The following is a 19,857-nucleotide window of genomic DNA, read 5'->3' as shown; positions in this document are numbered from 1 at the left end:
CCCCCAACAGGCGGTACCGCCGCCTGACCCGTCCCCCGACATCCGTCCCGACGACGTGGCGGATGAAGAAAGGCAGAAACGACATGATGCGTAGATCCCGCATATCCCTGATCGCGGCCGGCGCCGTGACCGCTCTCGCCCTGGCGGCGTGCAGCTCCAGCGGAGGCAAGCAGACCACCGAGGGTGACGCCGGCAAGGCCGGCACCGCCAGCACCCCGCGGATGACCGTCGCCTTCATCACCCACGCGGCCCCGGGCGATACCTTCTGGGACCTGGTCCGCAAGGGCGCCGAGGACGCGGCGAAGAAGGACAACGTCGACCTGCAGTACCAGTCCGACCCGGACGGCGCGAACCAGGCCAACCTCGTGCAGTCCGCGATCGACAAGAAGGTCGACGGCATCGCGGTGACCCTGGCAAAGCCGGATGCCATGAAGGCCAACGTGCAGAAGGCCGCTCAGGCCGGGGTCCCGGTCGTCGCCCTCAACGGCGGCATCGACGCGTGGAAGAGCATGGGCGTGCTGGGCTACTTCGGCCAGGACGAGAGGATCGCCGGTCAGGCGGCCGGCCAGCGGCTCACGAAGGACGGCGCCAAGAAGGCGCTCTGCGTCATCCAGGAGCAGGGCCACGTCGGCCTCGAGGCCCGGTGTGACGGGGCGAAGGCCGACTTCCCGAACACCGAGAAGATCTACGTCACCGGCACCGACATGCCGAGCGTCCAGGCGGCGATCACCTCGAAGCTCCAGCAGGACAAGAGCATCGACCGCGTGCTGACCCTCGGCGCGCCGTTCGCGCTGACCGCCGTCAAGTCGGTCAAGGACGCCAACAGCTCGGCCAAGGTCGTCACTTTCGACACCAACAAGGACCTCGTGGCCGCGATCAAGGGCGGCCAGGTCGAGTGGGCGGTCGACCAGCAGCCCTACCTGCAGGGCTACCTCGCGGTAGACAGCCTGTGGCTCTACAAGACCAACGGCAACACCATCGGCGGTGGCCAGGCGACCCTGACCGGTCCCGCGTTCATCGACAACACCAACGTCGCCGCTGTCGAGAAGTTCGCAAGCAACGGCACGAGGTGAGTTGACATGACTGCTACGGCCACGGAGCCGAGCAGGGGGTTGGCGACCCGGGACGACCGGGTCGCCACCCGCCCCCTGGCGGCACGGCTGCTGAGCCGCCCTGAGGTCGGGTCGCTCATCGCCGCGATCGTGATCTTCCTGCTGTTCATGGCGGTCGCGGAGCCCTTCCGCAACGTCGCCAACGTCGGAACGATCCTCTACGGTGCCTCGACCATCGGCATCATGGCCGTCCCCGTGGCGCTGCTCATGATCGGCGGGGAGTTCGACCTCTCCGCCGGCGTCGCGGTGACCACCTCCGGGCTCTCCGCGTCGCTGCTCGCCTGGAACTTCGGGCTCAACGTCTGGGTCGGCATCCTGCTGGCGCTGGTCGTCTCCGTGGCGGTCGGCGCGTTCAACGGGTGGCTGCTGCTCAAGACCGGACTGCCGAGCTTCCTGGTCACGCTGGGCACGTTCTTCATCCTGCAGGGCGTCAACCTCGGCGTCACGCGGCTACTCACCGGCAACGTCGCCAGCGCCGACATCAGCGACATGGACGGCTTTGGCAGCGCGCAGAAGATCTTCGGATCCGAGGTGACCCTCGGGCCGGTCAACCTGAAGATCACGGTCCTGTACTGGGTCGTGCTGACCGTCATCGCCGCCTACGTCCTGCTGCGCACGCAGGTGGGCAACTGGGTGTTCGCGGTGGGCGGTGACGCCGCCGCGGCGCGCGCCGTCGGCGTACCCGTCCGGGCGACGAAGATCGGCCTCTTCATGGCCGTCGGGTTCTGCGCCTGGCTCTCGGGCATGCACCTGCTGTTCCAGTTCAACACGGTGCAGTCCGGCGAGGGCGTCGGCAAGGAGTTCATCTTCATCATCGCCGCCGTCATCGGTGGCTGCCTGCTCACCGGCGGCTACGGCTCGGTGGTCGGCGCCTCGCTCGGGGCGCTTATCTTCGGCATGACCCAGCTCGGCATCAACTACGCCGGCTGGAACCCCGACTGGTTCAGGACCTTCCTCGGCGTGATGCTGCTGCTGGCGACGCTGGTGAACATGTACGTCAAGAAGAGGGCGGATCTGCGTTGACATCCTCCACCGCCCTAATGCGCGGGGATTCCCGCAGTCGCCTGCGAGAGTTCCTGCTTCACCGGGCCGTGCCGTCGCCGTTTACGCGGTTCGGGTCTTACCGGCTCTCCACAGGCGTTGCTGTCCGCCAGCCCGGCGGCCAGAATATTCAGGGCGGCGTTGATGTCTCTGTCGTGGCTCGTCCCGCAGGGACACGACCACTCCCGCACGTCCAGTGGCATCGACCCGGCCAGCCGCCCGCAGACCGAGCACAACTTCGACGACGGCAGCCAGCGGTCGACCACCACGAGGTTCCGGCCGTACCAGCGGGTCTTGTACTCCAGCATGGTGCGCAGCTGGGCCCAGGCCGCATCCGAAATGACGCGAGCCAGGCGGTGGTTGCGCATCATGGTATGTACGCTGAGGTCTTCGATCACGACCGTTTGGTTGTCACGGACGAGTCGGGTAGTCAGCTTGTGCAGCTGGTCGCGGCGCCTGTCGGCGATTCGGGCATGGATGCGGGCAATTTTCAGCCGCGCCTTGGCGCGGTTGGCCGAGCCCTTCTCCTTGCGACAGAGAGCCCGCTGGGCCTTGGCGAGCTTGCGCCGGTCGGTCCGCTCATGCCGTGGGTTGATGACCCTCTCCCCGGTGGACAGGGTGACCAGCGCGGCCAAGCCGACGTCCACGCCGACCACGGCGTGGGTGGGCGGCAGGGTTTCGATGGTCGTTTCGACCATGATGCTGATGTGCCAGCGTCCGGCAGCATCACGCGAAACCGTAACGGTGGAGGGTTCGGCGCCGTTGGGCAGCGGCCGGGACCACGCGATGGCCAGCGGTTCGGCCATCTTGGCCAGGGTGAGCTGCCCGTCGCGCCAGCGAAACGCCGAACGGGTGTACTCCGCCGACGCCCGCGATCGCTTCTTGGACTTGAACTTCGGATACTTGGCTCGTTTGTCGAAGAACGCGGTGAACGCAGCCTGCAGGTGACGCAGTGCCTGCTGCAACGGAACCGACGACACTTCGTTGAGAAATGCCAGGTCGGAGTCGCGCTTCCACTCGGTCAGCATCGCCGACGTCTGCCCGTAGGAGATACGCCGCTGCTGGGTGGCCCAGGCGCGGGTCCGCGCGTCGAGGGCTTTGTTGTACACCAGCCGCACACAGCCGAACGTGCACAACAGCTGCGCTGCCTGCGTGTCGGTCGGGTAGAAGCGATACCGGTACGCCCGTTTCACTACCCCGGTCATGCCCCGCATCCTGCCACCGGAGTACGTCAATTTTGTGAAGGGAGGGAGCGGCGTTCCCCACCCGCCTGTAAGGCGGGGGTATCCACGCCGCGATTCCGATGAGCACCGCGACGAGCGAGCGGCACGACGCCGCCGGCCACTCGACCACCCCCATCCTCGAACTCGAGAACGTCGGCAAGAGCTACGGCAACGTCCACGCCCTGCGCGGCGTCAGCCTCAACGTCCGCCAGGGCGAGGTCACCTGCGTTCTCGGCGACAACGGCGCCGGCAAGTCGACGCTGATCAAGATCATGTCCGGCCTGCACGACCACACCGACGGCACGATGAAGCTCGACGGCGTGCCGCGCCGGTTCGGCTCGCCGCGGGCCGCCCAGGCGAGCGGGATCGCGACCGTCTACCAGGACCTCGCGCTCGCGCCGCTCATGTCGGTGTGGCGGAACTTCTTCCTCGGCAACGAACTCCGCAAGGGGCCGTTGCGCACCTTGGACATCGCCCGGATGAAGCGCATCTGTGAGGATGAACTGGGCAAGATGGGGGTCGTCGTCCCCGATCTCGACCGGCCGGTCGCGGGCCTCTCGGGCGGCCAGCGCCAGTGCATCGCGATCGCCAGGGCCATCTACTTCGGGGCGAGGGTGATCATCCTCGACGAGCCGACGGCCGCGCTCGGTGTCAAGCAGTCCGGTGTCGCCCTGCGGTACATCGTCAAGGCTCGCGACGCCGGCCTGGGCGTCATCTTCATCACCCACAATCCGCACCACGCCTACCTCGTCGGCAACCATTTCATCATCCTCAAGCTCGGTCGGGTCGTGCTGGACGCGCACCGCGACGACCTGACCCTCGAACAGCTCACCACGGAGATGGCGGGCGGCCAGGAGCTCGCGGAGCTCAGCCACGAGCTTCGCGGGATCGACCCGGGCAAGGTCATCGAGCCCGGGGAGGTCGAGCACGGTCACGTCGAAGCCCCCGCTCTCAGCCGCGAGGAACTCAAGGCCGTGGAGCGCGAAGACGAGGAAGAGCCGAGGGCATGAGTGCATCGCCCCTGCGGGTCGGAATCATCGGTGTCGGCATGATGGGCGCCGACCACGCCGACCGGCTCGTCCACCGCATCGCCGGAGCGGAACTGGTCGCGGTCTCCGACCCGGACGCCGCCCGGGTCGCCGACCTGGCCGCGCGCTTCGCCGGCGTACGCACCGTCGGTGACCCGCTCGAACTCATCGCCGACAAGGGCGTCGACGCCGTGCTCATCGCCTCGCCCGGCTTCGTGCACGAGGAGCAGGTTCTCGCCTGCGTCGAGCACGGCAAGTACACCCTGTGCGAGAAGCCGTTGACGATGGACAGCGAGTCCTCGCTTCGCGTGGTCGAGGCCGAGCGGAACAAGGCCGGTCGGCCGCTGATCCAGGTCGGCTTCATGCGGCGTTTCGATCCCGAGTACGCCCGGATGAAGCGACTGCTCGACTCCGGTGACCTCGGGCGCATCCTGCTCGTGCACAACACACACCGCAACAAGACGGTCCCGGAAACGTTCCGCTCGGAGATGATCGTCAGCGACTCGCTGGTGCACGAGGTCGACGTGTGCCGCTGGCTCTTCGACGACGAGATCGCCACGATCACCGTCGTCGCGCCGAAGCCGACCGGCAGGGCCGCCGACGGGCTACTCGACCCCCAGGTGGCCATCTTCCAGATGGCCGGCGGCGGCATGGCCACGACCGAGGTCTTCGTCAACTGCCAGGTCGGCTACGAGGTCCGCTGCGAGGCGGTGGCCGAACTCGGCAACGTGACCGTCGGCCTGGGGCAGGACGTCTTCGTCCGCAGCGACAACCACTACGGTGGCCACATTCCCGACGACTTCCGCGATCGCTTCGCCCGCGCCTACGACCTGGAGGTCCAGGCCTGGGTCGACGCGTCACGCCGAGGCGAGGTCGTTGGGCCCACCACCTGGGACGGCTACGCCGCCACGGCGGTGTGCACGGCTGGCCTGCAGTCCCTCGCCACCGGCAGGCCGGTCCCGGTCGACCTGGCCGACCGCGCCGAGGTCCTCCGGGGCGCGGCGACGTGAAGCTCGCCCTTGACCCGTACATGTTCCGGCGGGTTCCCCTGTTGGAGCTGCCGGCTCTGGTGGCGGAGCTGGGCTACGAGTGGATCGAGCTGTCGCCGAAGGAGGACTTCACCTCCTGCGCTACATCGTCAACCCACCCGGCTCCCAGCTGACCGTCCACCAGCACCTCGACATCGGGCAGGGCGAGGTCGACTTTGACGGGTTCTTCTCGGGCCTGGAGTCGATCGGCTTCGACGGCATCGTCAACACCTGTGTCTTCGCCTGTGAGGAGCGGGCCCGGGAGTCCAGCGCCTTCATGCGCGACGCCGTCCGCGACCATCTCCGCTGGTCGGTCACACCGTCCACCTTCGAATCTCCCTAGACCATCCGGCACACGCCGCCCAGCCCGCACACGGAAGGACCGTGAGCACCGTGAGCACCGAACCCGCCCGCATCACCCATCTCATCGGGGGTCGCCTCTGGGACGGCACCTCAGAGCGCACCAGCGAGGTCTTCAACCCGGCGTCTGGAGACGTCACGGGCCGCCTCGACCTGGCATCCGCGGACCTCGTCGGCGAGGTCGTCGGCACGGCCCGAACCGCGTGGGATGCCTGGGCCAACACGTCGCTGGCCAAGCGCACACAGGTACTTTTCGCCTTCCGCGAGCTCCTCAACGTCCGAAAGCAGGAGATCGCCGCGCTGATCACCGCCGAGCACGGCAAGGTGCTCGACGACGCGCTCGGGGAGGTGACGCGGGGCTTGGAGGTCGCCGAGTTCGCCTGCGGGATCCCGCAGCTGCTGAAGGGTGGGTTCACCGAGAACGCCTCCACCAACGTGGACGTGTACTCGCTCCGGCAGCCGCTCGGCGTCGTCGCCGTGATCTCCCCGTTCAACTTTCCCGCCATGGTACCGCTGTGGTTCATCCCCATCGCCATCGCCTGCGGCAACGCGGTGGTCCTCAAACCCAGCGAGAAGGACCCGTCGGCGGCCGTGGCCGTGGCCCGCCTCTGGACCGAGGCCGGCCTTCCCGACGGCGTCATGAACGTGGTGCACGGCGACAAGGAAGCCGTCGATGCGCTGTTGACCCACCCTGACGTCAAGGCCGTCTCGTTCGTCGGCTCCACTCCCATTGCCCGGTACGTCTACGAGACCGCGACGGCGCACGGCAAGCGGGTCCAGGCCCTCGGCGGCGCCAAGAACCACATGCTGGTCCTGCCCGACGCGGACCTCGACCTGGCTGCGGACGCCGCGATCAACGCGGGCTTCGGTTCCGCCGGCGAGCGCTGCATGGCGATCTCGGCGCTCGTCGCGGTGGACAGCATCGCCGATGAGCTCGTAGAGAAGATCACGGACCGGATGCGCAAGCTGCGCACCGGCGACGGCACCCGCGGATGCGACATGGGGCCACTCGTCACGGTCGCGCACCGCGACAAGGTGGCCGGCTATGTGGAAGCGGGAGTCGGCGCGGGCGCGACCCTGGTCGTCGACGGGCGCAAGGACGAGTTCGACGGCGGCGACCAGGGGTTCTGGCTCGGCCCGACCCTCTTCGACAACGTCGCGCCGCAGATGTCCATCTACCAGGACGAGATCTTCGGCCCGGTGCTGTCCGTCGTTCGCGTGAAGTCCTACGAGGAGGGGCTGAACCTTATCAACGCCAACCCGTACGGCAACGGCACCGCCATCTTCACCAACGACGGCGGCGCGGCGCGGCGCTTCCAGAACCAGGTGGAGGTCGGCATGGTCGGCATCAACGTGCCGATCCCGGTGCCGGTGTCCTACTACTCGTTCGGTGGGTGGAAGGACAGCCTCTTCGGCGACACCCACGCCCACGGCATGGATGGCGTCCACTTCTACACCCGCGGCAAGGTCGTGACCTCGCGCTGGCTCGACCCGAGTCACGGTGGGCTCAACCTGGGCTTTCCGCGGAACGACTGAAGGCTGAACGCACGCCGTCGTCCCGTCTTCGTTTCCGGCCTTGTCGAGGGCTGGAAACGAAGACGGGGCAGCGGCGTGCGTTCAGCGAGGAGTCAGCGGAAGAGCGCATCCACGTCGGGGATGCGCTGCCGGTAGCCGTCGAGGAGCACGTGAGCGGTGGACACCGAGTCCACGAGGGGATGCAATGCGAACGCCTCGAGAGCCAGGCGCGCCGACCGCGTCCGCGCCGCCTGGATCGTGAGTTGCTCGACCGCCTTGACCTGCTGCGCGAGCCCGAGCTGGTGACCCACGAGCGGGCGCGTCGCCAACGGGTGGGGGCCGTCGGCGTCCACCATGCACGGCACTTCGACGACCGCTTCCGGAGGCAGCCCGGGCGCGGTGCAACCGTTGCGAACGTTGAGGATCATGGCGCTGCGCTCGTTGCGGGCGATGGCTGCCATGATGGCCAGCGCCACCCCCTCGTAGCCACCACCCTCGACGTCGGCCGCATCGCGCCGCTCGTCGTCGGAGTGCCGGCTCTCCCTCATGTACGTCGCGTCGCGCTCCCGGCGCACGCGCTGCCATTCCTGGTACGCGGACTGCGGGCTGCCGACGACGGCGTCGTAGAAGCGGCGCTGCTGGTTGAGCAGGAACTCCCCGCGCGTGGCCGCGCTGCCCTTGATCGATCTCACCGCGTCGCGGGTGAAGTAGTAGTAGTACAGGTACTCATTTGGGATCGCGCCGAGGGACTGGATCCACTCGGCGCCGAAGAGCCGCCCTTCCTCGATGGTCCCCAGCAGGGCGTCGTCGGCGATCAGTTGGGGCAGAACGTCGGCACCCTCGTGGCTCAGACCGCGGAGCCAGCCAAGGTGGTTCAGGCCGAGGTAGTCTGGCGACGTCCGCTGCGGGTCGTGTCCCAGAGCGCGAGCAGCCCTGCGGCCCAGCCCGATGGGGGAGTCGCAGATGCCCACGACCCGGTCGCCCAGCACCTGCTGCATGGCCTCGGTGATCATGCCGGCCGGGTTGGTGAAGTTGATGACCCATGCTCCCGGGCTCACCGCTGCCACACGTTCGGCGACGTGTACCGCGACCGGTACGGTGCGCATTCCGTAGGCCACGCCGCCCGGGCCGGTCGTCTCCTGCCCGAGCAGCCCCAGGTCGAGCGCTACCCGCTCGTCCGAGGTGCGCCCGGCGAGGCCGCCGACGCGGATGGCGGAGAACACGAAATCTGCGCCGTTCAGCGCCTCGTCCAGGTCCGTGGTGGTCGTGACTCGGGGAGCACCCGGGTGGCCTGCTGCCATCTGGCTCAGCACGAGCCCGATCGCCGAGAGCCTGTCCTGCGCGACGTCATGCAGCCACACGGACTCAATGCGCCGGTCACTCGTGTCGCGCAAGAGGGCACTGTAGACCAGCGGCACCCGGAACCCGCCGCCGCCGAGAATCGCCAGCTTCATGCGACCACCACCTCCACCCCGGACCGGGTACACAGCTCGAACATGTCGGTGTCGGCGCCCGCATTGGTGACGATGGCGTCCAGGTCGCCGACCCCGCACACCCGAAGGGTTCCCGTGCCCGGATACTTGTGCCGGTCCGTCAGGAGGACGGTGCGGCTGGAGGCGGCGATCAGACCGCGCTTCACAGGAACCTCCACCAGGGTCGTGTCGAGGACCGAGCCGTCGGACCGGACCCCACTGGCCCCGATGAAGGCGATGTCGGCGTGGAGCTGCCGGAGCGTGTCCTCGGTGATGACACCGACCAGGGAGTGATATGCGCGGCGCACCAGACCTCCGAGGAGGACGAGCTCGACCGCGTTGTCATCACGCAGGACGTCCAGAACCGCGAGGCTGGCGGTGACGATCGTGACCCGCCGGCCCCGCAGCTCCTGGGCCAGGAGCTGCGTTGTCGTTCCAATGTCGAGCAGGACCATGTCCCCGTCCCGCACCATGGCGGCCGCTGCCCGGGCAACCGCCCGCTTGTCCGCCGCGTCGACGGTGGCGACCAGGGCGAACGGCCGGTCGACGTCGGCGTCCTCGGTAACGAAGGACGGAAGGTGCGCGCCCCCGTGGACCCGGGTGAGCTTGCCCTCGGACTGCAGCCGTTGCAGGTCGCGGCGAACGGTCGCCGCGCTGACGCCCAGCGACGCGGCGAGCTCCTCGACCGAGATGGCGCCGTTGACCCGTAGCCGCCGCACAATCTCAAGCTGGCGTTGATGACGCACGGCGAGAACATTACCAGTCATCGAGGAGCAATATCGCGCATAGTCTGCGCGAGATTGCTCGTTATTGCTTGTGATTGGCCCAGGCGACTGGCAGGATGTGGCGCGTTGGTGAATTCTTTCCCGAAGGGCGCCCGCCGTGACGGATGTCGTCTACGACCCGCTCGCCGCTCAGCGGACCGCGGATGGCCCGGATTTTGACGTACTCCTGAGCGGCACGGTCTTCCTCGACATCATCTTCACCGGCCTGAAGACCATGCCGTCGGCTGGGACTGAGGTGTGGGCGGGCGGCATGGGCTCCTGCCCGGGCGGGATCGCCAACCTCGCCGTCGCGTCAAGTCGGCTGGGTCTGCGTACCTCCCTGGCAGCGGCCTTCGGCGACGACGACTACGCCGACTTCTGCTGGCGCACCCTCGCTGAGCAGGAAGGCGTCGATCTCAGTCGTTCGCGTCGTTTTGATGCCTGGCACTCCCCGGTCACCGTCTCCATGGCCGTCGATCGCGACCGCAGCATGGTCACTCATGGCCACCCGGCGCCCATATCCGGCAACGAGATGATCGGGGTGCCGCCGCGAGCGCGTGCGGTCATGGTCGACCTCGGCCACGACGTGGCCTGCGGGACGGACGAGCCCACGTGGGTCGAGGTCGCCCGCACTCAGGGCGCGCTCGTGTTCGGTGACGTCGGCTGGGACCCCACCGGCGAGTGGTCGCCCAGGCTCCTGGACCAGCTTGCCGGATGCGACGCGTTCCTCCCCAACGCCCCCGAAGCGATGGCCTACACCCGGACCGAGACCCCCAACGACGCGCTGTACGCCTTGGCGGACGTGGTTCCCCTGGCGGTGGTGACCAATGGCGCGCAGGGTGCGCTGGCGATCGACGGGACGACGGGCGAGGAGGCGCAGATGCCTGCGTTGCGGGTGCCGGCGCTCGACCCGACCGGAGCGGGCGACGTCTTCGCTGCCGGACTGGTCGTCGGCACGCTCGCCGGGTGGTCACTTCGCAACCGGTTGGCCTTCGCCATCATGTGTTCGGGCCTGGCGGTGCAGCAGTTCGGTGGCTCCCTTGCCGCGCCGGGCTGGGGCGACATCGCCGACTGGTGGCATGCGCTGCGCGACAGCCTCGGCGGCGGCTCGTACATGGCGTCGTTGCGCCGGCGCTACGAGTTCCTTGAGCAGATTGTGCCCACGGTGCCGCTCGGTGGGGTCCACCGCGCCGCAGCCACCATCGCGCGTCACGCGGACGTGGAGGGGCGCCAGCTCATGCCCCGGCCACGCCCAGATGCTGTGCAGGGCGTCCATCCACCCTCACCAAGGAGCAGGAGATGAAGTCGTTCAGGTCAAGGACCCTGATCGCGGTCAGTGCGATCGGTGTCCTCGCGGTCACCGCATGCGCCCCCGGGTCCTCGAGCCCTTCGCCGTCGGCGAAGCCCAACGCCGCGGTGACCACCGACGCGGCCAAGTTGGGCAACGTCACCCTGATCGTCTGGGACCAGGAGGTCCGCGGTGGACAGGCCGCGCAGATGGAGCAACTCAACAAGGACTTCCAGGCCAAGTACCCCAACATCAAGATCCAGCGCGTGTCCCGTTCCTTCGATGACCTGAAGACCACCCTCCGGCTGGCGCTCAGCGGCAACGAGGCCCCTGACGTCGTAGAGGCCAACAACGGGCGCTCTGACATGGGCGAGTTCGTCAAGGCCGGGCAGTTGCTTCCGCTCAACGCGTACGCCGCCGCCTACGGCTGGGACCGCAGATACCCCGAGTCGGTGCGCCAGTACTCGTCGTACAGCCCGGACGGCAGGACCTTCGGGGAGGGCAACCTCTACGGGCTACCCCAGGTGGGCGAGGTGGTCGGCATCTTCTACAACGCAAAGAAGCTCGCCGAGTTCGGCCTCCAGCCACCCAAGAGCTGGTCCGACCTCGAGAGCGCGATGGCTACCGCCAAGGCCAGAGGCCAGGTTCCGATGATGCTCGGCAACCTCGACAAGTGGCCGGCAATCCACGTGTTCGGCACGATCCAGGGCCGCTCCACCTCGCCCGACGACATCAAGACGCTGGCCTTCGGCCGCAAGGGCGCGTCGTGGAAGACTCCCGACAATCTCAAAGCGGCCCAGGAACTGGTCGACTGGGTCGACAAGGGCTACTTCGAGCCAGGCTTCAACGGAACGGGCTACGACCCCGCCTGGCAGGCGTTCAGCAAGGGCAAGGGCGTCTTCCTCATCGGAGGGACGTGGCTGCAGGCCGACCTCGCCAAGGCCATGGGTTCCGACGTGGCGTTCATGCTGCCGCCGGCGGTGAACGCCGGTGACAAGCCGGTGGCCACCGGTGGCACCGGGCTGCCGTTCGCCATCACCGCCAAGAGCAAGCACCCCGACGCGGCCGCCGCCTACATCAACTTCATCACCAGCGAGCAGGCCATGAAGGTGCTCACCAACACCGGCAATCTGCCAGTTGCCGACACATCGAGCCAGGCCGTTGGCGGCGGACTGCAGAAGGATGTCTTCACCGCCTTCGGAGACATCGTCAAGGCGGACGGGCTCGTGCCGTACCTGGACTACGCGACGCCGACGATGTATGACAGCGTCACCGCCTCGCTGCAGGATCTGCTGGCCAAGAAGAAGACGCCGGAGCAGTTCCTGGACTCGTTGCAGAAGGACTACGGCGACTTCTCCACATCCAACGGCTGACGGCCGGATGACCGCGACGACAACGGGGGCGGTCCGCGAGCGCAGCCTCGTCGGACCGCCCCGCCGGCCCCGCGGGACCGGATACCTGTACGTCCTGCCTGCCTTCCTCGTGTACGCGGCGTTCCTGCTGTACCCGCTGGCCCGATCGGTCCAGATCTCGTTCTACGACTGGGACGGGCTGACCCTCGGCCGGTGGATTGGCCTCGACAACTACGCCGACGTGCTCAGGAACGACGATCTACGGGACGCCTTCGGGCACGCATTGGTGCTCATGGTGTTCTACGCGCTCGTGCCGTTGTGCGTCGGCCTCGTCCTGGCCTCGATCCTCAACCGCGCAAAAGTCCGTGGACTGTCGTTCTTCCGCACCGTGGTGTTCCTGCCCCAGGTCATCGCGATGGTGGTCGTCGCCGTGGCCTGGCGGCGCATCTACGCTCCTGATGGACCGCTGAACTCGCTGCTGCACGCGGTCGGTCTCGGCTCGCTCACCCGTGCCTGGCTGGGCGACTACGGTGCGGCCCTTCCGGCCGTCGGCTTCATCGGCACATGGTTCGAAACCGGTCTGGTGACCGTGCTGCTGCTCGCCGGCATGAGCCGCATCTCCCCAGAGCTGTACGATGCGGTGCGCATCGACGGAGGCGGTCCGGTCCGGGAGTTCCTCACCGTCACCCTACCGTCGGTTCGTGGCGAGATCGCTGTGGCGCTGACCCTCACGGTGATTGCCGCACTGCGGACGTTCGACCTGGTGTACGTGACAACCCGCGGCGGCCCGGGCACGTCGACGTCGGTGCCGTCGTACGAGGTGTATCACCGTGCGTTCGAGCTGGGGAAGGTTGGCTCGGCAGCCGCCATCGGGGTCTGCCTGACCATCATCATCTTCGTGATCTCCTTCGTGATCACCCGCGTCGGCGACAGGGACTCCACGTCATGATCTCCCGTGCGGAGCGCTCCGCGAACTACGTCATCCTGGTCTTGTTCGCCGCCTTCGCGCTCGCCCCGATCGGGACCGTCCTGGCCGCTGCGTTGGCCCCGGACGACGCCCCCGGCAGCGGGTCCGGCAGTGCCGCCAGCATCGCCGGGTTGCACGTCGGCAACTTCGCAACGGCCTGGCAGGTCGGGCACTTCGGCACGTACCTGCGGATGAGTCTGCTGGTGTCGGTGTTCGTCGTCACGGTCAGCGTGATCCTGTCCATCCTCAGTGGATACGCGTTGGGAACGATGCGTTTCCGCGGCTCGACGATGCTGTTCTACGCCTTCCTTCTCGGCATCATGATGCCCAGCGAGGCCATCGTCGTGCCGTTGTACTTCGACCTGAGGACGCTGGGTCTCACCGACACGTTCTGGGCAGTGGCCCTGCCCCAGGTAGCCCAGTCGGTCGCGTTCGGCACGTTCTGGATGCGGGCGTACTTCCGTACCAGCAGTCGGGCACTGGTCGAGGCTGCGCGCATGGACGGAGCCTCGACTCGCACCATCCTGTGGCGGGTGCTCGTCCCAATCGCCTGGCCCGCCGTCATCACCCTGATCGTCCTGACGTTCATGTGGACCTGGAACGAGTTCCTCGTCCCCCTGGTCATGGTGACCGCCGAGTCGCTGCGCACCGCACCGCTCGGGCTGGCGTTCTTCCAGGGCCAGTACACCCAGGGGTTCACGCTGCTGGCAGCCGGCGCCGTGATCGTCGCGACGCCGGTCGCCCTGCTCTACCTCTTCCTGCAGCGCAAATTCATCGCGGGCATGCTCGAGGGCGCAGTCAGGGAGTAACGAGGCCCGCACCCAACCACAAGGAGGCAGCTCATGAAGATGTCGCGCAGAGTCTCTGCGCTGGTGACGGCCGCTCTTCTCACTGCGCTCAGCGTGGTCGCGGCAGGCCAGTCCGCGCATGCCGCCGAGACTCCACCTCAGGCATACCACGCGGACAGTTCGGTCAAGATCAACGTGATGGGTGAGTGGGCCCACCCCGACGACGACACGAGCATCATCGGGCCGTGTGGGGTATGGCACCAGCGCTACGGCATCAAGTGCGGGATCATCATGGTCACGCGCGGCGAGGGCGGCGGAAACGCCGTCGGCCAGGAACTCGGCCCCGACCTCGGGTTGCGACGTGAGAACGAGGACCGGGTGGCGCACTACCGCTCCGGCACGGTCGACATCTTCAACCTCGACCGGGTGGACTTCTTCTACAACCAGAGCGCCCCGCTCACTCAGAGCTTCTGGGGCCACGAGGAGACGCTGCGCCGGATCACCCGGATCATCCGGATGACCCAGCCCGACGTGTACATAGGCTTCACCCCGACCCTCGGCGCCGGTCACGGCAACCACCAGCAGGCGGGACGCTTCATCTGGGAAGGCGTCCTCGCGGCGGCGGACCCGCACATGTTCCCCGAGCAGCTCACCGGGCCGAACGCGTTGAGCACCTGGCAGGTCAAGAAGGTCTTCTCCGGCGGCAGCACAGCGGGGACCGGCGGAACGACGACCGCCGCCAACTGCACCACCGGCTTCGTCCCGACCCCCGGCACCAACCTCGACACCGTCGCCGGCGTGTGGACCGGCTTCGACTCGCCGTACCTGTGGCCGGCGGGCAACCTCCAGGGCAAGCCCGCGGGCACCCCGAAGATCTGGCAACAGGTCGCCGACGAAGGACGACTGGCCTACCCGACCCAGAGCAGGGTGATGTACCAAGGCAGCTCGAACCCCGCGTGCCCACGCTTCGGCATGACCGAGTCGTTCGTGCCGTTCCAGCCGAACCTGCGTCCTGACGGGTCGCCCAACCCCCCGGCCGGCAGCGACGACGCCCTCCTCAGCGGCGCGACCAGGCCCGACCCTGGCGGTCTGCCGCTGGGCACACTGGAGTATCTGACCTTCTCGCGCTTCTACAATGTGGCCTCGACGCCGTTCCAGGCGACCCTGCACCTGCAGTCGCCGCAGGGGAAGATGCCCGGCGGCCAGGTGGCGCTGACCGTGCCGAGCGGCTGGACAGTCGACGGTCCCAAGACCGTCGGGACCATCTCGGACAAGGCCGAGACCACCGTGACCTTCACCGTCACACCCGCGGCCGACGCCGGGGTCAACCAGAACCACAGGATCTCCGCGCTGTTCTCCAGCGGCACCAGGACGGGGTACACGGACAAGGTCGTGCGCATCGTCACCCCGGTCGAGGGCCGGTTCCAGCGGTGGGGCAACTGGGCGGAGTACGATCGGTGGCTCAGCGAGACGGCCCCGCAGGCCGCACGCCTTGGCCGGTCCGCCGCGATCCAACGTATCGGCGTCGGCGGCACCCAAGAGGTGCCGGTGGTCGTGCACAACTGGTCCGCCACGCCGCAGAGCGGGCAGGTCTCCCTGACGCTGCCCGCCAACCTGACCGCCGACGCGGCGTCCAAGGATTACGGTCCCCTCGGCCCCGGCGCGGAGACGACCGTGACGTTCACGCTCACCAACACCGACACGTCGCTGCCGGCGAACCAGCAGGTGTCCGTCCCCATCACGACCACGTACAGCTCGCCGGCCGGCGCAGGAAGCGAGGCCCTCGCCCTGAGCATCGCTCCCACCACCGCCATCCCGTCGGTCGCGACGGGACCTGTCGTGGACGGCGTCGCCTCCGGCGAGGAGTACCCGGGGCCGCGGCTGGACATCGGCCGGATCTGGCAGGGCGCCTCAGGCTGCACCGGAACTGCCGACTGCGGTGTCTCCGGCACCTCGGACCCCGACAGCAGCTATGCCACGGTGAGCCGCTCGGACGACGCGCTGTACTTCTTCATCCACGTCCGCGACGACTACCAGTCGTACGCGGTGACGCCCGCTGAGTGCGTCGGTCACTGGCAGGCGGACTCCGTCGAGATCCTCCTCGACCCGCGAGGGACCGCCTCCCAGGACCTGAAGGACACCGCCAACACGTTCAAACTGGGCGTGTTCCCGTTCACCAACGACCCGCAGAACACCAACGGCAACGGCGCCAACGCCCCCTGTTGGGAGCGCGATGCCGACAACCATCAGGGCTATTCGACCGGCCCCCTGGCCAACACGGTCAGCGACGCCCCCAACGCGCCCGGCGTCCAGGTGGCCTCCACCGCCCGTTGGGTCGGCTCGAACAGCACCACCGTCGACCACGCCTACACCGGCGGTGGGTACGACCTAGAGGTGAAGATTCCCATGGCGGACCTTCCCGCCGCAGTCGACCCGGCTCACCTGGGCCTCAACATCACCCCGTACGACAACGACAACACCGCCGCGGCCGGCACGACCACGCTTCGCCACATCGATATGAGCACCCGGCTCGGCTGGTCGGCGTTCGGCAGCGTCCAGTCCGACCCGTACCGCTGGGGGCAGGCGATCGTGCCGGGGTACACCCCACCCGCCGGACGACCGGTGACGGCGCCCCCGCCGAACGTCTCCAACCCCAACCTCAACGGCGCCACCTCACCGCAGACCATCTGGCAGTCAGCCCGCAACGGCGTCCCGATCTCCGGGCGGGTGCCGGCCCCCGCCGATCACCGGATCAGGATCAGCAGCCCTGCACTGACCTCGACCTCAGCGACCTTCGACATCACCGCGAGCGGGCCGGGGACAGCCCGGGTGTTCCTCTGGACCGCGGACGTCGGAGCGATCCCGGTGTACCAGACCAGCTGTCCGCTCGCGGCCGACCCCCCGCCGGACTACGGCCTGACCCCCTGCGCCGTGTCGGACGGTGGCATCCCGCCGTGGTCGCCGGACATGAGCGGTCACGTGGTCAAGCAGGTCAGCGTCGACGTCCACGCCGGACTCAAGCGGGTCAGCATCCCGCTGGACGCCGGGGCGCCCTTCCCCGAGCGGGCGCTCGTCTCTTTCGAGACGCCACGGGACGAGGTCCAGGCCTTTGACGTACCGCTGGGCCGGTGACCCCCGCCGGCCGGACAAGCTGACCGATACGCGACGGGGCGGCCCTGTGAGCACAGGATCGCCCCGTCGTCCGGGTCAGGAGCTCGGCCGGGGTCAGTGGTTCAGCTTGGTCACGGCATGCGCCGCGAGGCGCTCGACCAACTGCTGCGGCGACGTACCGGCGGCGAGCGCGTCCGCGACGAGCGTGGCCTGGCTCGGTGGCGCCATGCCCCCGATCGGCTGGTCGCGGTCGAGGCTGGTGGGGAAGGCGTAGCCCTCGGCGCTGGTGGCGAGGACGTTGGCCAGGGCCTGTCGCTCCCAGCCGGCGGCCTTGCGGGAGAGCAGGGCAGGGTAGACCGCGGTCACGGTCCTGTGGGGCTCGTAGATCAGGTACGGCTACGCTGCCTGCGAATACCCATTGATCAATCCACCCAGGATCGGGCGTCGTTTGATCCGAGCAGCGACCAAGTCCACGATGTGCGGTGGCGGATTGGGTGGCCGCTGTCCCAGCGAACGGTGCGGGCGGTGATCGTTGTAGTGCGACGTGTATCCGGCAAGTACGGTCGCCAGGTGGCGCTCGCCGACGGTGAGTATCCGGTCGGTGCATTCGCGGCGTACAGTGCCCACCCAGCGCTCGGCGAATGAGTTGGCTCTCGGTGCCTGGGGCGAAGTCTTGATCACGTCGATACCTTCCGCGGCGAACACCGCATCGAAGGCCGCGGTGAATTTCGTGTCGCGGTCGCGTAGCAGGAACCGCAAGCTGGTCACCCGCTGGTCGAAGTCCATCAGCAGGTTCCGCGCCTGCTGCGCGACCCAGGCGCCGGTCGGATGCGCCGTCACCCCCAACGGCGTGCACCTGCCGGGTGGCGATCTCCACAAAGAACAGCACGTAGATCCGCTTGAGGAACACCGTATCGACGGTGAAGAAATCGCAGGACAGCATCGTGTGCGCCTGGGCGGCCAGAAACTGCTTCCAGGTCGGCCCGGACCGCCGCGGCGCCGGGTCGACGCCGGCGTTGTGGAGGATCTTCCATACGGTGCTGGCCGCCACCCGGTAGCCCAAGCCGACCAGCTCACCGTGGATCCGGCGATGCCCCCACGAAGGGTCTTCGGCGGCCAGGCGCAGTATCAGGTCACGGATTGCTGTGTCGACCGGTGGCCGGCCGGCCGGGCCGCGCGTGCGGGTATGTCCAGTGCCGGGCGATCAGTTGCCGGTGCCACCGGAGCAGGGTCGCCGGGGTGACGAAGAACGCGGCCCACTTGCGGACGGGGGAGCAGCCGCGACAACGCCGCCAACGCCACCCGGTCGCCCGGTCGCCCGGTCGCCCGGTTCGAGATTGGGGCGCTTCACCCGGCGGCGGAGTACCGCCACCTGGTGCCGTAGTACCAGGATCTCGACATCCTTGGTTCCGCCGTCCCGGGCGAGTTGGGTTAACATCTGCAGCACCTGGCGCAGTAGCAGATACACCAACGAAGCGCTCATGGCCCGGATCGTCGCAGCTTCCGCAAGGCTGACCTCGCACAGAACACCACGTCAACGGGGCTGAACGTGATTTGCGAGCCCCACAGGTCCAAGGCATGCGCGGCGAGCGGTCCAAGGATGTCGAGATTGTCGTGCTACGTCATCAGGTCGCGGTCCTCCGCCGCCAGGTCGCACGTCCGGATCTGGAGCCCGTCGACCGGGTGGTGCTCTCAGCCTGTCGCGGCTGCTTGTGGGGCTCGTAAAGCCGATTCGGCTACGCTGCCTGCGAATACTCGTTGATCAATCCGCCTAGAATCGGCCGCCGTTGGATCCGGGCAGCGTTCAGGTCCACGACGTGCGGCGTAGGTTTCGGTGGCTGCTGGCCGAGCGATCGATGTGGGCGGTGGCCGTCGTAGTGGGTCGTGTACTCGGCGAGGACGGCCGCGAGGTGGCGCTCGCCGACGATGAGCGTCCTGTCGGTGCACTTCCGGCGTACGGTGCCAACCCATCGTTCGGCGAATGAGTTCGCCCGGGGTGCCTCCGGCGGAGTCCTGATCACCTCGATGCCCTCGGCGGCGAACACCGCGTCGAAGACGGCGGTGAACTTCGTATCCCCGTCGCGCAGCAGGAACGCAGCCCCGCCGCGCGCCGGTCGAGGTTCATCAGCAGGTTGCGTGCCTGCTGGGTCACCCAGGCGCCGGTCGGATGGGCGGTCACCCCGACGACGTGGACCTGGCGGGTGGCGATCTCCACGAAGAACAGCACGTAGATCCGCTTGAGGAACACGGTGTCGACCGTGAAGAAGTCACAGGCCAGGATCGTGTCTGCCTGGGCGGTCAGGAACTGCCGCCAGGTCGGCCCGGACCGCCGCGGCGCCGGGTCGACGCTGGCCTGGTTAAGGATCTTCCACACCGTGCTGGCCGCGACCGGGTAGCCCAGGCCGACCAGCTCACCCTGAATCCGGCGGTGCCCCCACGAAGGGTTCTCCGCCGCGAGTCGCAGCACCAGGTCACGGACCTGCCTGTCGACCGGTGGCCGGCCCGGTCGGGCATGCGGGTACGTGCAGCGTCGGGCGACCAGTTCAGGGTGCCACCGAAGCAGAGTGGCCGGGGTGACGAAGAACGCCGACCACCGCGGGCGGGGAAGCAGCCGCGACAGCACCGCCAGCACGACCCGGTCGGCCGGCTCGAGATTGGGGCGGTGCACCTGGCGGCGCAGCACCGCCAGCTGATGGCGGAGCACCAGGATCTCCACATCCTTGGCACCGCCGTCTCGGGCGAGCTGGGACAACATCTGCAGGACCTGGCGAAGCAGCAGGTACATCAACGACGCGCTCATGGCCACGA

The 19,857-nt window shown here is 68.2% G+C and carries 19 protein-coding genes; 12 read left to right on the top strand and 7 right to left on the bottom strand.

The genetic code is table 11. From position 1 onward, the window contains the following. Nucleotides 1-83: 83 nt before the first annotated feature. Both GA0070613_RS27965 and GA0070613_RS27960 read left to right on the top strand, forming a co-directional pair. Nucleotides 84-1,073 carry a sugar ABC transporter substrate-binding protein gene (locus GA0070613_RS27965; protein WP_197699008.1) on the top strand — a complete coding sequence of 330 codons (990 nt, stop codon included), beginning with the start codon at nt 84-86 and terminating at the stop codon, nt 1,071-1,073. Nucleotides 1,074-1,079: 6 nt separating this feature from the next. Beyond that, entirely contained in the window at nt 1,080-2,135 is a 1,056-nt protein-coding gene (locus tag GA0070613_RS27960) for an ABC transporter permease (protein WP_089015005.1), read from the top strand. A gap of 14 nt (nt 2,136-2,149) precedes the next feature. Here GA0070613_RS27960 and GA0070613_RS27955 read toward each other — a convergent pair whose 3' ends face one another. Further along, entirely contained in the window at nt 2,150-3,358 is a 1,209-nt protein-coding gene (locus tag GA0070613_RS27955) for an RNA-guided endonuclease InsQ/TnpB family protein (RefSeq protein ID WP_089015004.1), read from the bottom strand. 98 nt (nt 3,359-3,456) lie between these two features. Between GA0070613_RS27955 and GA0070613_RS27950 the strand changes: the two genes are divergently transcribed. The 4 genes from GA0070613_RS27950 (at nt 3,457) to GA0070613_RS27935 (ending at nt 7,328) form a co-directional block, all read left to right on the top strand. Then, nucleotides 3,457-4,386 (top strand): ATP-binding cassette domain-containing protein, encoded by a 930-nt coding sequence (locus GA0070613_RS27950; protein WP_089015003.1) that lies wholly within the window; start codon nt 3,457-3,459, stop codon nt 4,384-4,386. Further along, complete coding sequence (locus tag GA0070613_RS27945) at nt 4,383-5,414, top strand: Gfo/Idh/MocA family protein (protein WP_089015002.1); 1,032 nt, start codon at nt 4,383-4,385, stop codon at nt 5,412-5,414. Before GA0070613_RS27950 ends, GA0070613_RS27945 begins: the two co-directional genes overlap by 4 nt. Before the next feature lie 79 nt (nt 5,415-5,493). Next, nucleotides 5,494-5,775 carry a TIM barrel protein gene (locus tag GA0070613_RS27940; protein ID WP_197699007.1) on the top strand — a complete coding sequence of 94 codons (282 nt, stop codon included), beginning with the start codon at nt 5,494-5,496 and terminating at the stop codon, nt 5,773-5,775. Between the two features lie 71 nt (nt 5,776-5,846). Further along, the gene (locus GA0070613_RS27935) at nt 5,847-7,328 is read left to right on the top strand and encodes a CoA-acylating methylmalonate-semialdehyde dehydrogenase (protein ID WP_408631019.1); all 1,482 of its coding nucleotides are present in this window, start codon (nt 5,847-5,849) and stop codon (nt 7,326-7,328) included. Nucleotides 7,329-7,420: 92 nt separating this feature from the next. Here the strand turns inward: GA0070613_RS27935 and GA0070613_RS27930 are convergent, their stop codons facing one another. Together GA0070613_RS27930 and GA0070613_RS27925 are read right to left on the bottom strand one after the other, a co-directional pair. Then, nucleotides 7,421-8,761 (bottom strand): 6-phospho-beta-glucosidase, encoded by a 1,341-nt coding sequence (locus GA0070613_RS27930; protein WP_089015001.1) that lies wholly within the window; start codon nt 8,759-8,761, stop codon nt 7,421-7,423. Next, entirely contained in the window at nt 8,758-9,525 is a 768-nt protein-coding gene (locus GA0070613_RS27925; protein ID WP_197699006.1) for a DeoR/GlpR family DNA-binding transcription regulator, read from the bottom strand. The genes GA0070613_RS27930 and GA0070613_RS27925 overlap by 4 nt, the downstream gene beginning before the upstream one ends. A 136-nt stretch (nt 9,526-9,661) precedes the next feature. Here GA0070613_RS27925 and GA0070613_RS27920 point away from each other — a divergent pair, with 136 nt between their 5' ends. From GA0070613_RS27920 to GA0070613_RS27900, 5 genes are all read left to right on the top strand, one after another. After that, a complete protein-coding gene (locus tag GA0070613_RS27920; RefSeq protein ID WP_089014999.1) occupies nt 9,662-10,846 on the top strand; it encodes a PfkB family carbohydrate kinase in 1,185 nt (394 codons plus the stop codon). Between the two features lie 113 nt (nt 10,847-10,959). After that, entirely contained in the window at nt 10,960-12,204 is a 1,245-nt protein-coding gene (locus GA0070613_RS27915; protein WP_197699005.1) for an extracellular solute-binding protein, read from the top strand. Between the two features lie 7 nt (nt 12,205-12,211). Beyond that, nucleotides 12,212-13,132, top strand: a complete 921-nt coding sequence (locus GA0070613_RS27910; protein WP_089014997.1) for a carbohydrate ABC transporter permease — start codon at nt 12,212-12,214, stop codon at nt 13,130-13,132. Next, nucleotides 13,129-13,959, top strand: a complete 831-nt coding sequence (locus GA0070613_RS27905; RefSeq protein WP_089014996.1) for a carbohydrate ABC transporter permease — start codon at nt 13,129-13,131, stop codon at nt 13,957-13,959. Before GA0070613_RS27910 ends, GA0070613_RS27905 begins: the two co-directional genes overlap by 4 nt. A gap of 33 nt (nt 13,960-13,992) precedes the next feature. After that, nucleotides 13,993-17,070 carry a PIG-L family deacetylase gene (locus tag GA0070613_RS27900; RefSeq protein WP_089014995.1) on the top strand — a complete coding sequence of 1,026 codons (3,078 nt, stop codon included), beginning with the start codon at nt 13,993-13,995 and terminating at the stop codon, nt 17,068-17,070. Between the two features lie 93 nt (nt 17,071-17,163). Here GA0070613_RS27900 and GA0070613_RS27895 read toward each other — a convergent pair whose 3' ends face one another. Beyond that, the gene (locus GA0070613_RS27895; protein WP_089014994.1) at nt 17,164-17,415 is read right to left on the bottom strand and encodes a hypothetical protein; all 252 of its coding nucleotides are present in this window, start codon (nt 17,413-17,415) and stop codon (nt 17,164-17,166) included. Nucleotides 17,416-17,445: 30 nt separating this feature from the next. Continuing rightward, nucleotides 17,446-17,889: an integrase core domain-containing protein gene (locus GA0070613_RS33825; protein WP_231929530.1), complete on the bottom strand. Its 444-nt coding sequence runs from the start codon at nt 17,887-17,889 to the stop codon at nt 17,446-17,448. 80 nt (nt 17,890-17,969) lie between these two features. Between GA0070613_RS33825 and GA0070613_RS33820 the strand changes: the two genes are divergently transcribed. After that, entirely contained in the window at nt 17,970-18,107 is a 138-nt protein-coding gene (locus GA0070613_RS33820; RefSeq protein WP_231929529.1) for a hypothetical protein, read from the top strand. Nucleotides 18,108-18,785: 678 nt separating this feature from the next. Here the strand turns inward: GA0070613_RS33820 and GA0070613_RS33815 are convergent. Further along, a complete protein-coding gene (locus GA0070613_RS33815) occupies nt 18,786-19,070 on the bottom strand; it encodes a transposase (protein ID WP_231929886.1) in 285 nt (94 codons plus the stop codon). Further along, the gene (locus GA0070613_RS27880) at nt 19,067-19,849 is read right to left on the bottom strand and encodes a helix-turn-helix domain-containing protein (RefSeq protein ID WP_231929528.1); all 783 of its coding nucleotides are present in this window, start codon (nt 19,847-19,849) and stop codon (nt 19,067-19,069) included. The genes GA0070613_RS33815 and GA0070613_RS27880 overlap by 4 nt, the downstream gene beginning before the upstream one ends. Nucleotides 19,850-19,857 lie beyond the last annotated feature (8 nt).

Source organism: Micromonospora inositola (assembly GCF_900090285.1).
GTDB classification, from domain to species: domain Bacteria; phylum Actinomycetota; class Actinomycetes; order Mycobacteriales; family Micromonosporaceae; genus Micromonospora; species Micromonospora inositola.
This window is presented reverse-complemented; position numbering and strand designations above follow the sequence as displayed.